General features: G+C 35.3%; 14 protein-coding genes, 1 pseudogene and 1 riboswitch. Of the genes and pseudogenes, 1 reads left to right on the top strand and 14 read right to left on the bottom strand.

Going from position 1 to position 13,069, the window contains the following annotated elements; translation table 11 throughout:
* The 12 genes from QZQ55_RS08675 to QZQ55_RS08620 form a co-directional block, all read right to left on the bottom strand.
* Window positions 1-192, bottom strand: a 192-nt coding sequence (locus tag QZQ55_RS08675) for a segregation/condensation protein A (RefSeq protein ID WP_295092389.1), incomplete at its 3' end; no start/stop codon positions are given.
* A 10-nt stretch (window positions 193-202) separates the two neighbouring features.
* Window positions 203-1,006, bottom strand: coding sequence for a folate family ECF transporter S component (locus QZQ55_RS08670; protein ID WP_295092386.1), 804 nt, complete (start codon window positions 1,004-1,006; stop codon window positions 203-205).
* A gap of 119 nt (window positions 1,007-1,125) precedes the next feature.
* The gene (locus QZQ55_RS08665; RefSeq protein WP_295092384.1) at window positions 1,126-2,505 is read right to left on the bottom strand and encodes an NAD(P)-dependent oxidoreductase; all 1,380 of its coding nucleotides are present in this window, start codon (window positions 2,503-2,505) and stop codon (window positions 1,126-1,128) included.
* Window positions 2,502-3,929: a metallophosphoesterase gene (locus tag QZQ55_RS08660; RefSeq protein WP_295092381.1), complete on the bottom strand. Its 1,428-nt coding sequence runs from the start codon at window positions 3,927-3,929 to the stop codon at window positions 2,502-2,504. The genes QZQ55_RS08665 and QZQ55_RS08660 overlap by 4 nt, the downstream gene beginning before the upstream one ends.
* Before the next feature lie 43 nt (window positions 3,930-3,972).
* Window positions 3,973-5,358 carry an asparagine--tRNA ligase gene (gene asnS, locus QZQ55_RS08655; RefSeq protein ID WP_295092378.1) on the bottom strand — a complete coding sequence of 462 codons (1,386 nt, stop codon included), beginning with the start codon at window positions 5,356-5,358 and terminating at the stop codon, window positions 3,973-3,975.
* 5 nt (window positions 5,359-5,363) lie between these two features.
* Complete coding sequence (locus QZQ55_RS08650; RefSeq protein WP_006506921.1) at window positions 5,364-6,008, bottom strand: redox-sensing transcriptional repressor Rex; 645 nt, start codon at window positions 6,006-6,008, stop codon at window positions 5,364-5,366.
* Window positions 6,001-7,014, bottom strand: coding sequence for a tRNA (adenosine(37)-N6)-threonylcarbamoyltransferase complex transferase subunit TsaD (gene tsaD, locus QZQ55_RS08645; RefSeq protein WP_295092376.1), 1,014 nt, complete (start codon window positions 7,012-7,014; stop codon window positions 6,001-6,003). The genes QZQ55_RS08650 and tsaD overlap by 8 nt, the downstream gene beginning before the upstream one ends.
* Window positions 7,014-7,451: a ribosomal protein S18-alanine N-acetyltransferase gene (rimI, locus tag QZQ55_RS08640; protein ID WP_289100282.1), complete on the bottom strand. Its 438-nt coding sequence runs from the start codon at window positions 7,449-7,451 to the stop codon at window positions 7,014-7,016. Before rimI ends, tsaD begins: the two co-directional genes overlap by 1 nt.
* Entirely contained in the window at window positions 7,442-8,047 is a 606-nt protein-coding gene (gene tsaB, locus QZQ55_RS08635) for a tRNA (adenosine(37)-N6)-threonylcarbamoyltransferase complex dimerization subunit type 1 TsaB (protein ID WP_295092373.1), read from the bottom strand. Before tsaB ends, rimI begins: the two co-directional genes overlap by 10 nt.
* Entirely contained in the window at window positions 8,040-8,486 is a 447-nt protein-coding gene (gene tsaE / locus QZQ55_RS08630) for a tRNA (adenosine(37)-N6)-threonylcarbamoyltransferase complex ATPase subunit type 1 TsaE (protein WP_215657213.1), read from the bottom strand. Before tsaE ends, tsaB begins: the two co-directional genes overlap by 8 nt.
* Window positions 8,467-9,030 (bottom strand): DUF402 domain-containing protein, encoded by a 564-nt coding sequence (locus QZQ55_RS08625; protein ID WP_006506926.1) that lies wholly within the window; start codon window positions 9,028-9,030, stop codon window positions 8,467-8,469. The genes tsaE and QZQ55_RS08625 overlap by 20 nt, the downstream gene beginning before the upstream one ends.
* A gap of 140 nt (window positions 9,031-9,170) precedes the next feature.
* Window positions 9,171-9,716 (bottom strand): energy-coupled thiamine transporter ThiT, encoded by a 546-nt coding sequence (locus QZQ55_RS08620; RefSeq protein WP_295092370.1) that lies wholly within the window; start codon window positions 9,714-9,716, stop codon window positions 9,171-9,173.
* A gap of 45 nt (window positions 9,717-9,761) precedes the next feature.
* A riboswitch (TPP riboswitch) is annotated at window positions 9,762-9,863 on the bottom strand.
* Between the two features lie 99 nt (window positions 9,864-9,962).
* Between QZQ55_RS08620 and QZQ55_RS08615 the strand changes: the two genes are divergently transcribed.
* Complete coding sequence (locus QZQ55_RS08615) at window positions 9,963-11,153, top strand: acetate/propionate family kinase (RefSeq protein ID WP_295092367.1); 1,191 nt, start codon at window positions 9,963-9,965, stop codon at window positions 11,151-11,153.
* Window positions 11,154-11,311: 158 nt separating this feature from the next.
* Here QZQ55_RS08615 and QZQ55_RS08610 read toward each other — a convergent pair whose 3' ends face one another.
* Window positions 11,312-12,355, bottom strand: a complete 1,044-nt coding sequence (locus tag QZQ55_RS08610) for a YhcG family protein (protein ID WP_295092364.1) — start codon at window positions 12,353-12,355, stop codon at window positions 11,312-11,314.
* A 298-nt stretch (window positions 12,356-12,653) separates the two neighbouring features.
* A pseudogene (locus QZQ55_RS08605) lies at window positions 12,654-13,069 on the bottom strand (radical SAM mobile pair protein B); the annotation flags it as partial.

The raw sequence follows: 13,069 nt of genomic DNA, 5'->3' as shown, positions 1-13,069 counted from the left end.
CCAGGCTGCCATGACTAAATATTCAGAGACAGCTTCTAAGAGAGAAGGATCCATAGTTTGAATATAAGCGAGATATTGGTCACATACCGCCGCTACATCAAGATCAAGAAGATCCATATCATGTTCTTTTATTAGATGAAGCAAGAGATCGAGCGGCCCAGTAAACTGGTCAACTGTGACCTGATATTCCATTTCTATACTCCTATTTATATAATTTATCCATCTGTTTCAATAATGGGAACCCAATAATGATTTCTAATGGAATAATAAAGCATGCCTTAATCACACGAATACTTACAGATACCACAAATGGAATGCCATACATGATCTGTAGCCAGAAAGGTGTTAAGCAGAATGTAATAGCAAGTTCTACTAAAATAACACTTAATAGCCAAGTACCAAATAATGATACATCATTGTCTTTCATATTCTTTGTGCGTTTCAACATGAACAAGATAAAACCTAGAGAGGCAACAAGGCAGAGTCCAATCATAACACCTTTTTGTAAGGATGTTAATGTATAAGTGACTTTACCGATAGAGATTGTTTTTTGTAAAGCAACAAAAAGCGATCCTGCTCCACCAAATAATGCGATCATGAGACATACAGCTTTACTGAATCGTTTTCCATCTACATTCTTTACTTTTACAGCAATAAGCGATGGAATCAAGCCAATCAGTACCTGATTGAGTGTAAATCCAAAGAACGGGAATCCTGTTGGGGAAATCACTAAACCAAGTAGATCAGTAATTAAACCAATGAGATAAGCATAGCTAGGTGAAAGAATAACACCCGCTAACATAACTGGAATATATTCAAAACCAATCTTTAAGCTTTCAGCACCAAATAATGGCACCATAATAGTAAGTCTCTTTAGAATCAATGTGATGATAATAATTAAAGCACTAAATGCGAGCTTTTTGGTATTTCTTCTTTCTAATGGATAAACCTTAAAACAGTAAATACCAAGTAATACTAAAATACATACAATAATAATTTGAATCATTTTTTAAAATGCTACAATAAACAAATGTTTCTGTTTCAACCTATCGCTAGTCCACAGACGTTAATTCCGATCATCTCTGACCGTACACTTGCCTTCTTATAGGCTCCTCCTTTTCCTTTTTAACAGTTATTACGGTCTTCGCCATTAATAAAAGCGATAATGTTTTCACGTACTTCAAGAATCAAACGATGTCTTGCTTCTACTGAACCCCATGCAACATGTGGTGTGAAAACGACCTTTTGAGGATCAACACTATATAGTGGGCTTGTTGAAGGAAGTGGTTCTTTTTCAAATACATCTAAACCTGCTCCTGCAATAAGGTTATTATTTAATGCATCACTTAATGCTTCTTCATCAACAATAGGACCACGTCCTACATTGATGAGATAAGCTGTGTCTTTCATCTTCTTGAAAGCTTCTGCATCAAATAAATGTTCTGTCTCTTTTGTAAGAGGTGAATGAATAGAAATAATATCACTTGTTTTAAGTAATGTATCAAAATCCACCTGCTTGAAGTGTTCATCCTGATGATGTCCAGTTGTAGAATAATACTGCACCTGACATCCTAATGCTTCCGCAATACGTGCAACGCGCTGACCGATTGCGCCTAGACCAACAATTCCCCAAGTCATAGTAGATAATTCATGAAACGAGTAACCAAAGAATGAGAAGACCTTATCCTTTTCATACTGCTGTGATTTTACATAACTATCATAGCGTGATGTATGTTCAATAAGTTCTAGACATAATGCAAGTGTTAACTGACTAACGGCTTCAGTAGAATATCCTTTCACGTTTGCGACTCGGATTCCCTTTTCCCTTGCATAATCTAAATCTACATTGTTTGTGCCAGTGGCAGTTACCGCAATCATCTTAAGGTAAGGACAGCGGTCAATTTCTACTTTTCTAAACAGATTCTTATTTGTAATAACGATATCTGCATCCTTACAAAGAGAAATAACATCTAACTGGTCTACATTTTCATGATAAGTCACTCTTCCAAGATCATCAAAGATATGTGTATTGACATCTTTTCCAAGTGTTTCTACCTGCAAGAAGACAATACGAAGTTCCTGATGTAATAAACCAAGAATCTCTTCTTTTGTATGGTCCTGCATCATCTTACCAAAAATAATACATTCGTTAAAGTCTAAAACTTCAGCTTCATGTAATTTACCACAAACTTTTCCATCAATCATCTCATAAGTCAGCATTCCACCCATCATAGCCATACCTAATGCTTTAGAAGTAATGCCTTCATCATCATTAATTGCGTCTAGAATCACTTCTTTAAAATGTGGATCTGCTTCAATTGATGCTTCAATAACATCTTTTAATGTCTCATGCTTTAAAATTTCTTTTCTAAATGCATCATGATAAATAAAAGGTAATACAATATCATAAAGTTCCATAGGAACTGGTTTTTCATATCCCTTAGAGAAATTATATAAAATCGCAATCCCTAAGCGTTCATCTTTCATTTTATCAACTAATTTCATTTATCTTCCTCCATTAAATATACTTCAACACGTTGTCTTTCCGCTTTCTTATTATCATCATAGAAAATCAGACATGTTTTCATCTTCTTATCCATATAATCATAACGTAATACATTATAAGAATAATAATGGCTTTCGCTTTCTTTTAAGCCACCTGTTGCACTTCCTGCAGAGATATAATATGTTCCATATTTATTCATAAAATAAGGGACATGCTTATGGCCATGAAGGACATATTTAATATGACGTTGTTGAAGCCATGTTGCAAACATATTAGCATCCACAAGTGCTTTAGATTTATCTAGAATATTTCCAAATATAGATTTTTCACGCCATTGTATTTTTAAGAAGTCTGACTTAGAGACTTTAAATACATGATGGTGTAGTAAGACCACAATCGTATAACCTTCTAGATTTTCTATACCTGCAAGTTCTGAGTCTATTTGGTCTAATTGTCTTCTTGTGATCATTCCTCTAGCTAAGTTACCACCTGCATTAGAATCTATCTTTACAAGTACAATCTTATCTTTTTCTATAACCTTGATTTTTTCACCTAGTAAATAAGCTATAACTTTTGTACGTTGTCTTCCACCAATACTAAGACCTTTTACTATCATATCATGGTTACCTAACACAAAGGTGATATCTGCCTTATATCTCTTTCTAATCATTGTCATAAAGCTATTAGCCTGATACATATTCTTTGTATTAGGAGAGTTCATAAGATCCCCTGTAATAAAGACCTGCTTACTATGAGAACTATGTGCATACTGATCACATTCATCTAAAGAATCTAATAAATTAGAAACTGATTTCAACTTTTTTTTAGGGCCTAGATGTAAATCAGATAAATGGTAAATAAATGAAGAATGCCCTTCTTTATTAAACATTGTCTTCTCATCAATCTTATTCTGCAACGCCTTTGCCTGGGAAATACTATGCAATGGGTAAAAAGCAGCCTCTTTAGAATTAAATATGAGTCCTCCTGGCCATTCATCTGCATAAAATAATGCTTCTAATAGTCCAGGGAAAGGATCTAAGAAAGATAATTCTTCTTGGTTAAAAGGTTTGCTTAAGGCAAAGATATAATCCACTCCTGTAAAAGAATAGTTTTCAATTTCCTTATTTATACCAGGAATAAGAAATAAGAAAGTCTTATCTTTAAAGAAGGCACGTATTCTTTGTAAGCCGGACTGTAAATCAGAATGTGTCAGCATGGATACATCCTTGATTGTCATACCAGGGCGAATCATACTGAATGAATACTCATCAATCATATCAAGTTCTTTAAATTCTATTTGATGATCTCTTAACCACTGTCGATAATCATTAAAAGACTGGTAATTCAATAAAGCACGAGAAAAAGCACGGTCATTATGGTAAATCATATTAAAAAAAGTATTGATGCCATTAAATTCATCCATAATATTGCTTCCTTTAAGAAAAAAAGACCACATATGTGGTCTTTTAGAATTTCAAGTTACGTGGTGTACGTGGGAATGGTTCTACATCTCTGATGTTAGCCATACCAGTTAAATACATTAAGAAACGGTCAAAACCTAAACCGAATCCAGCATGCTTACATCCACCAAAGCGGCGTAAGTCCATATACCACTGTAGTGTTTCTTTATTCATGCCCTTTTCATCCATTAGCTTTTCAAGAACATCATAACGTTCTTCTCTCTGTGAACCACCCACTAATTCACCGATGCCTGGTACTAATAAGTCACATGCTGCAACTGTCTTGTTGTCGTCATTTAAACGCATATAGAATGCTTTGATTTCTTTTGGATAATCTGTCAAGAATACAGGACCACCTACAACTTCTTCACAGATATAACGTTCATGTTCAGCATTTAAATCAATACCCCATTCAACCTTGTTGTCAAACTTCACATCAGCTTTTAATAAGTGCTCAATAGCTTCTGTATAAGTCATACGTACAAAGTGAGAATCTCTGACTTTTGTAATACGGTTGATACAATCATGGTCAACCATCTGTTCAAAGAATTTCATTTCTTCTGGAGCATTATCTAAGCAGTACTGAATACAGTATTTAACCATTTCTTCAATTAAACACATATCATCTTCAAGATCAGCAAATGCGATTTCTGGTTCTACCATCCAAAATTCACTTGCATGTCTTGATGTATTTGAGTTTTCAGCTCTGAATGCTGGTCCAAAAGTATAAACATCTCTAAATGCCATAGCGAATGCTTCTACATGTAACTGTCCTGTTACTGTTAAGAAAGATTCTTTTTCAAAGAAATCCTTAGAGAAATCAGTATCATCAATAGTTGTTACTCTAAACATTTCTCCAGCACCTTCACCATCGTTAGATGTAATGATTGGTGTATGTACATATACGAATCCCTGATCCTGGAAGAATTCATGAATAGCCATAGATAATACAGATCTTAATCTGAAGATAGCATAAAATGAATTTGCTCTTGGTCTTAAATGAGGGATTTCTCTCATAAATTCAAAAGAGTGTCTCTTCTTCTGTAATGGGTAATCACTGTCGCAGTCACCTTCAAGAATAATTTCAGTGGCTTCTACTTCAAATGGCTGCTTTGCATCAGGTGTTAATTTTAATTTACCTAATACATGAATAGCTGAACCAGTTGCGATATGTGAAACTTCATCAAAGTTCTTCAATTTTTCTTCTAAATAAACAACCTGACAGTTTCTAAAATAAGAACCATCATTTAATGCGATGAATCCTAGTTTACCACTATCTCTATTTGTTCTTACCCATCCTTCTAATTCTACATACTCTACGTTATCTGTTTCTACAGCGTTATCTGCACGACAGATTTCATAAAGTTCTCTTACTGTCATAAATTCAAACATCCTTCTTACTCCTTTGTATTTGATTTCATCTTTAATTCTAATTCTTGTATTGCTACAACGACATCCACATTCTGTACTTCTACTCCCTGAGGTACAATAAAATGAGAGTGGGTGAAGTCTACAATGCCTTTAATCCCTAATGCCACTAAACGATCCACCATTTCCTGAACATTATCAGAAATTGCAAGAATCGCAATCTTACAGTCCTTAGGGAATGTTTTTTCCAGATCATCACTCTTATGGATCTTGACACCAAAACGTTCACCTTCAATATTCGCATCCTTATCATAAGCACAGACAATCTGCCCAACTGTGTATTTCCAACGGTTATATTTCAAAATAGCTGATCCTAAGTTACCTACACCAATCAAAATAATTGGTTCATCAAGTCCTAAACCTAGGAAGTCACTGAGTGTTTCAATCATCTCTTTTGTATCATAACCATAGCCTCGTTTACCAAGTGTATTCTTCTGAGGCAAAAAGCCAAAATCACGACGAATAGTCGTATCCTGGATATGAGTAACTTCTGCAAGTTCACTCGATAAGAAGTTCTCTTTACCTTCATGTCCCATAACTCTTAAAGCCTTCAAATAAACAGGAAAGCGTGTCATAGTCGCACGTGAAATTTTCTGTTTCTTTTCACTACTCATAGTTGTCTCCTACACTTTCTGCCTCTAAGTCATAATCTGGCTTAACAGATAGGTCCAAAGGGGCAAACATATTATATTTATACATGATACTTGCTGCAGATGCAATCATTGCTGCATTATCTGTACAATACTTCATTGGTGGAAAAATAACAGGAATATCACTTGTACTCATTTTTTCTCTGAGACCTTTATTCGCACTCACACCACCTGCTACAATAATCTGCTTTACACCCAAATCATGAGCAGCAGCTAAGGCTTTAGAAGCAATCGTATCCATAGCCACATCCTGGAATGAACATGCTAAGTCATTGCCATTGATTTCTTCTCCTCTTTGGTCTGCATTATGCTTTAAGTTAATGACAGCGCTCTTTAAGCCACTGAAGCTGAAGTTATAGCTTCCATCATCAAGTGGTTTTGGGAGTGTATAACTATGAGTTCCCTCATGTGCCATTTTATCTAATACAGGTCCTCCAGGATATGGAAGATGTAAAACACGCCCTACCTTGTCATAGGCTTCGCCAATAGCATCATCAAATGTTGTACCGATGACCTCAAAAGAGAATTCCTTCTTCATATAAACAAGTTCTGTATGTCCTCCTGAAACAACTAATGCCATTGCAGGATATTCAATATCATTCACTAGTTCATTGGCATAAATATGCCCCGCAATATGATGTACACCAATAAGTGGTTTATTTAAATAAATAGCCAATGTCTTAGCTTCCTGCATACCAACATGTAAAGAACCTACAAGTCCAGGTCCTTTTGTGACTGCAATTGCATCAATCTCCTCTAAAGATATTTCTGCCTGTTTTAATGCTTCCTTTAAAACAGTGCTGACACATTCAACATGTTTACGGCTGGCAATTTCAGGAACAACCCCACCATATTGTTTATGGATATCAATCTGTGATGCAACAACATGACTTAATAAATCTTTTCCATCCTTAAGGATTGCAACACTCATTTCATCACAGCTTGATTCAATAGCTAGAATAACAGCCATTATTTTTCCTCCTTTCTTACCATGAGATAAGCATCCTCATGATCTGCATAATAATCTTTACGTATAGCACATATCTCATAGCCATACTTCTTATATAAACAAATCGCACGTTCATTTGAGACACGCACTTCTAAACTATAATTCATACACCCTTTATTATGTCCTTCTTTTAATCCATAATCCATCAATAACTTAGAAAGACCTTTTCCCTGATAATTTGGATCAATACCAATTGTAGTAAGTTCACAGTTTTCATAAGCATACCAGAATCCTGCATAACCTACAATTTTGTCATCTACAAGAACATAGTAATGGGCATAATCATTTGTTTTTAATTCATGAAGAAAATCTTCTTTAGACCAGGCAGGGCTAAATAATAACCCTTCCAGCCTTTCAATCTCATCAAGATCTTCTTCCTGCATTTCTCTTAATAACATGCTTTCTTAGCCTCAACATCTTTAATATAAGTTGGCACTAATAAATCAACATTCTCAATTGGATCAGCCATCTTTCCTAATGCATAGATATTAGCACAAAGATCACATTCTTTTTCATCTAAACCTAGACAGCCTGTTTCACCCACAAGTTCATAATCACTATATTCAGCACGTAATTGTGTAAAATCTTCTAAAGTCATAACCTGTTCTTTCATTAAAGGTATGCCGTTTTCATAAACACCTACAAAGACCTTATGCCCTCTCGCATCAATGACACTCATTGCCTGATTCATACCTGCATAAGCGGCTAAAGAACTCACAGATTTAATCTTAACATCAGACACTGCAGCAAGTGTCTTTGCGATAGTCATGGCAACTCTGACACCTGTATAAGAACCAGGTCCTGATGTAATAATCATCTCATTTACATCCTTTAATGCAATATGATGACGATCAAGTACTTCTTTTAGTGTAGGAATCGCTTTTTCTGATTGTCTTCTAGAACCCTTTTCCTGGAAGGCTTCTAGACACATATTATCCTGAAATAAGCCTACAGCTAAATAACTATTTGATGTATCCATCACTAAACTAATCATGTGTAACCTCCCTCACATAGTTCTCATATTTTTCACCAATAGGATGAAGCTTTAAAGAACGTGTTTCATCTTCATTCTTTATTATTTCAATTTCTAATCTTTCTTTTGGAATAATATCTTCAATAAACTGTGGCCATTCAATGACACATAAGCCATCATCCTCGAACATCTCTTCAAATCCTAAATCATCATCTGCCCCTTCTAAGCGATATGCATCAAAATGATAGAGGGTCATACGTCCAGAATAAACCTTCACAATAGTAAAAGTAGGAGAATTGATAATCTTCTTGATTTCAAGTCCCTGTCCTATTCCTTTTGTGAATGTCGTCTTACCAGCCCCTAGATCACCTGTTAATGTGATAATAGAATGGGGAAAGATTGTTTCTCCAATACGTTTGCCAAAAGCAATCATTTCAGCTTCATTTTTTAAGTTTATCATTTTTAGTTCCTCTATTTTTCATCATCTGCTGATATTTATTATACCACTCCTGGGCAAATCCTGCACGAAAAGGACCAGATGCATTCATCGTCATCACAATCAGACGATTGAGCTGTTCATGAAATATCTCATCTAATTCGTCTGAATATTGATATTTAATACGATGAGCTGCATATTCACCTTCATCTAGCACTTTATAACGATAGCCAGGCCATACCTTTAAATCAAGATCATAATCAATATATTTAAGTGCTTCTCCATCATATAATATAGGAGAGGCAATATTACAATAATAATAGATACCATCACTTCTAATCATACAGATTACATTATACCATCTATCCTTAGGAAAATAACAGATAGCGGGTTCCTTAGTGACCCAGGAACGACCATCTGATTCTGTAACTAATGTATTATTATTTATACCGATAAAATGGCGGTCTGTTTCTTCTAATATCTTACAGCGTGACCACGTACGATGTGGTTTACCGTCATGTTTATAGCAATGGATGAGCACATCCTGCCCCACTAATGAATTCTTCATAATCAAACCTCTTTCAACCTATCGAATATCATAGCAAAAAACAGGTGAAATGTACATAAACCTCACCTGTTTTTTCCTAAATAAAGCCTTTTCAAGTTATTGTTTTGTGTTAAAAGTAAAAAAACAGTGGTTTCCCACTGTTAAATAGCCTTGAATGCTTTCTGAAGTTTTGGATAAATAAGTGCAAATACTACATAAGTTAAAATAAGTGTACCTACATTATAACCAATGTTGTATAAGAATGAATAAACCCAAGGATTCATGTTCTTAGGTGAATAGCTTGCAAATAATACAGCACCAGATAATAAATGTGAAATGAACTTAAGGATCATTCCTACAAATATACCTGTATAAACTTCAGTCTTGCCTGATTTGAAATTAGGAATAAAGCCTGCAATACCAAGTGCTGATAATGGTACAAGATAGTCTAATACAACAGACCAAGGTCCATAATATGAAGCAAGACCTAATACAAACTGCATAGCAGTGGCACCAACACCTACAATAATTCCATGCTGTGCACCCATTAAATAACTTGCAAGTACGATTGGCAATAAACTTAAAGTAATAGAACCACCCTGTGGCTGTCCTGGAATTACCTTAAATAGTACTTCTAGAACTAACTGCATAGCAATAAATAACGCAACATAAGCAATTGCTCTAGTGGATAATGTCTTCTTATTCATCTACAAATCTCCCCTTTCCAATGACTAAGATGACGCAAAGAAGTCACTAAAAAAGTTCGGCCTCTCTACGCTGGTATTACCCAGATCAGATGCTAAGGGACAAGGCTTTCACCTATCTCAGCAATAAATGCGCCCCTGGCATGAATGATTATATGACAAAACATTCTTTTTGTCACGTATTCATAATTTATAGTAGAAATGTTAGGGGTTTCTGATTATAATAGGGGTGTTTAGGAGGATATAAGCATGTCAAAAGTTTTAGCAGTTAACTGTGGAAGTTCTTCATTGAAGTTCCAGTTATTTGAAATGGATACTGAAAGTGTCATCACTTCTGGTATTATTGAAAGAATCGGTATGGAAGATTCAATCTTCACTATCAAGTACAACGGTACTAAAGAAAAGAAGGTCTTTGCAGTTCCTACTCATAAGGAAGCTGTACAGGTATTACTTGATACATTAATTGAAAAGAAGATTGTTGATCGTTTAGATGAAATCAAGGGTATTGGTCATCGTGTTGTACAGGGTGGTCCTTATTTTGATGGATCTTGTGTTGTAGATGATGATGTGATCGCTAAGATTGATGAATTATCACCACTTGCACCACTTCATAATCCTGCACATATTATTGGTATCAATGCATTCAAGGAAGCTATTCCTACTGCAGGTGCTGTAGCTGTATTTGATACAGCATTCCATCACTCTATTAAGCCAGAAAATGCAATTTACCCAATCCCATATAAGTTCTATGAAGAAAACAAGATTAGAAAATATGGTGCACATGGTACATCTCATTACTATGTATCAAAACGTACTCAGGAATTACTAGGCAATCCTGAACATGCTAATATTATTGTATGTCATTTAGGTGCTGGTGCTTCACTTTGTGCTGTAAAAGATGGTAAATCTATTGATACTTCAATGGGTCTTACACCTCTTGCTGGTGTTATGATGGCAACTCGTTCTGGTGATATTGATGCATCAGTTGTTGACCACTTAATTGAAAATCTTGGATATGATATGAAGACTGTATTCAAGATGTTAAATAAGGAATCTGGTTTATTAGGTGTATCTGGTGTATCTGGTGATATGAGAGATATCATTGATGCAAAGGATGCAGGTAATGAAAGAGCAAAATTAGCTTTTGATATGTTTAGAAAACGTGTTGCTGATTATATTGGTTCTTATTTTGTAGAACTTGGACATGTTGATGCGATTTCATTCACTGCTGGTATTGGTGAAAACAGCTTTATCGCAAGAGAAGCAATTATTAATCTAATAAAAGAAGCATTAGGCATCGTATTAGATGATAAGGCTAATGTAGAAGGTCATGGTGAAAGATTAATTTCTGCACCTGAATCTAAGATCAAGGTATTTGTAGTACCAACTGATGAAGAATTAGTGATTGCAAGAGATACAAAAGAATTATTAAACTTATAAGATAAGTGAGCATCGCTTTAAGGCGATGCTCATTTTTTGTTATAAAAATGTGGTATCGTTAAACGTTTCTTTACAGAATCAAAAAACCAGTACTGGATGTCAAAAATCCCACACTGACGTAATTATTTTTCTAATTATAGAATACCTGATTGTCAACTCTACAATTGCTGATTTATATTTTCATTTTCATTCTTTTTGTGAAATTCTTTCAAATCTAATTCACGTTTCAATTCTTCCTCTGACGGCAGATAGGTGAAATATTTCGATGCAAGTATCTGGTGATTATCTTCAGGAAGTGTATATTTTACAATAGAATCTCCCTTATCTGCACAAAGTACAATCCCTATAGGCTGCGTATCACCTTCATTCATCATATCACGAGTATAATAATTCACATACATCTGCATTTGTCCTAAATCCTGATGGGTCAGTTTTCCCATTTTCAAGTCAACAAGAACAAAACATTTCAAAATATAGTTGTAAAATACAAGATCAACAAAAAAATCCTGTCCATCCAATGTAAATCTCTTTTGGCGTGCTACAAAAGAAAATCCTCTTCCAAGTTCCAAAAGGAAATGTTGAAGATGATCAATCAATGCCTTTTCCAAATCTCCTTCATACACATGAGTGTCCGGCTGAATTTGCAAAAATTCCATAACATGAGGATCTTTCACTATTTTCTCATATTCTGGTTTTGGCTCCGTTGTCTGAATTTCTTTTGCAACTGCAGTCTTATCCTGGCTTGCTAAAACACGCTGATAATACATCGTGTTAATCTGTCGTTCTAGCTGACGTACACTCCATGCTGCTTTTGCACATTCCTCCATGTAAAACGTTCGTACCTGTTCATCATTTATACGCATCAAGATACGATAATGTGACCAGTTCAATTCAGGACACAGCGTGTCTCGAATTGGAAAAGTGCAATAAAACTGCCTCATCTTACGAAGATTTGATTTATCAAAACCTTTTCCGAACTCTGCTGTCAGCTGCTCTGAAAGATATTCCAATAATCTCTTTCCATATTCTGCACGATCATTTTCTCCACATGCTTTAAAAATCTGTTCTCCAATTTCCCAATAAGTTGTTACCATAGCAGAATTTACGGCTGTGCTCAAACGATGCTGTGCAGACACAATAGAATTACGAATAGAATGATAAGTCTGTTCTGCATTTTGATTTTTTTGTAAATCATCATCCATGCTCTTACCCCCCTAAATTTCTGTATATTTAGGAAAAGAAGCTTCCTATATATCTTATACCCTCACTATTCCAAAATTTCTCAAATAAATTCATCCCCCACCTATATTTCATATAGAGGTGGGGGGTTCTGCCGTTTCTTTAGATAAATATCTTTTTACAATCATAGAACAACCAATTGTTAATTCTACAAATGTGAATTTGAGCAAAAGAAAAGGAACTTCAATGTCCCTTATGCTTCTCTCTTTTGTATCAAAAAAGAACGTATAGTTTCTATACGTCCCTTCAACAAACTTGAAGTTAGCGATTTCTTTTTCCGGTATTCTCTGTCCCACGGATTTCCTCATGATAGAAATAATCTACGATCACCGGATGTCCCTGCGGGACTCTGCCATAAGGCATTTCATTATCCACAAAGGCACAATCATACTTCTTAGCCATTTTCTCAGCTTTTACTTCAAGTGCTTCAAAGTAGCTGCGGTTATGCTTGTTATAGATCTCGTCGTAAAGTGGTACAAGATCAGGATATTTTCCGGCGATATAATCCATAATTGTCTTTTTGAAACCGCCTCGAAGATTGAGATTTTCGAGCCAGAACAGATCGCACTGATCCTTTACCCGCTCAAAGATTGCTTCAAAATCCGTGATACCGGGGAATACCGGGGATACGAAACAGACTGTACGGATACCTGCTTCATATACCTGCTTCATAGCAG

The organism is uncultured Catenibacterium sp., from assembly GCF_900540665.1.
In the GTDB taxonomy this organism is placed as follows: Bacteria; Bacillota_I; Bacilli_A; order Erysipelotrichales; family Coprobacillaceae; genus Catenibacterium.
The sequence above is the reverse complement of the archived record's forward strand: the minus strand, read 5'-3'. Positions and strand labels throughout refer to the sequence as shown.

Bases quoted from the DNA above. Each gene is read 5' to 3' on its own strand.
- rimI (WP_289100282.1), bottom strand. From the start codon at position 7,451: ATGTTATTAAGAGAAATGCAGGAAGAAGATCTTGATGAGATTGAAAGG.
- tsaB (WP_295092373.1), bottom strand. From the start codon at position 8,047: ATGATTAGTTTAGTGATGGATACATCAAATAGTTATTTAGCTGTAGGC.
- QZQ55_RS08650 (WP_006506921.1), bottom strand. From the start codon at position 6,008: ATGAGTAGTGAAAAGAAACAGAAAATTTCACGTGCGACTATGACACGC.
- tsaE (WP_215657213.1), bottom strand. From the start codon at position 8,486: ATGATAAACTTAAAAAATGAAGCTGAAATGATTGCTTTTGGCAAACGT.
- QZQ55_RS08610 (WP_295092364.1), bottom strand. From the start codon at position 12,355: ATGGATGATGATTTACAAAAAAATCAAAATGCAGAACAGACTTATCAT.
- QZQ55_RS08620 (WP_295092370.1), bottom strand. From the start codon at position 9,716: ATGAATAAGAAGACATTATCCACTAGAGCAATTGCTTATGTTGCGTTA.
- QZQ55_RS08670 (WP_295092386.1), bottom strand. From the start codon at position 1,006: ATGATTCAAATTATTATTGTATGTATTTTAGTATTACTTGGTATTTAC.
- QZQ55_RS08625 (WP_006506926.1), bottom strand. From the start codon at position 9,030: ATGAAGAATTCATTAGTGGGGCAGGATGTGCTCATCCATTGCTATAAA.
- asnS (WP_295092378.1), bottom strand. From the start codon at position 5,358: ATGTTTGAATTTATGACAGTAAGAGAACTTTATGAAATCTGTCGTGCA.
- QZQ55_RS08615 (WP_295092367.1), top strand. From the start codon at position 9,963: ATGTCAAAAGTTTTAGCAGTTAACTGTGGAAGTTCTTCATTGAAGTTC.
- tsaD (WP_295092376.1), bottom strand. From the start codon at position 7,014: ATGGCTGTTATTCTAGCTATTGAATCAAGCTGTGATGAAATGAGTGTT.
- QZQ55_RS08660 (WP_295092381.1), bottom strand. From the start codon at position 3,929: ATGGATGAATTTAATGGCATCAATACTTTTTTTAATATGATTTACCAT.
- QZQ55_RS08665 (WP_295092384.1), bottom strand. From the start codon at position 2,505: ATGAAATTAGTTGATAAAATGAAAGATGAACGCTTAGGGATTGCGATT.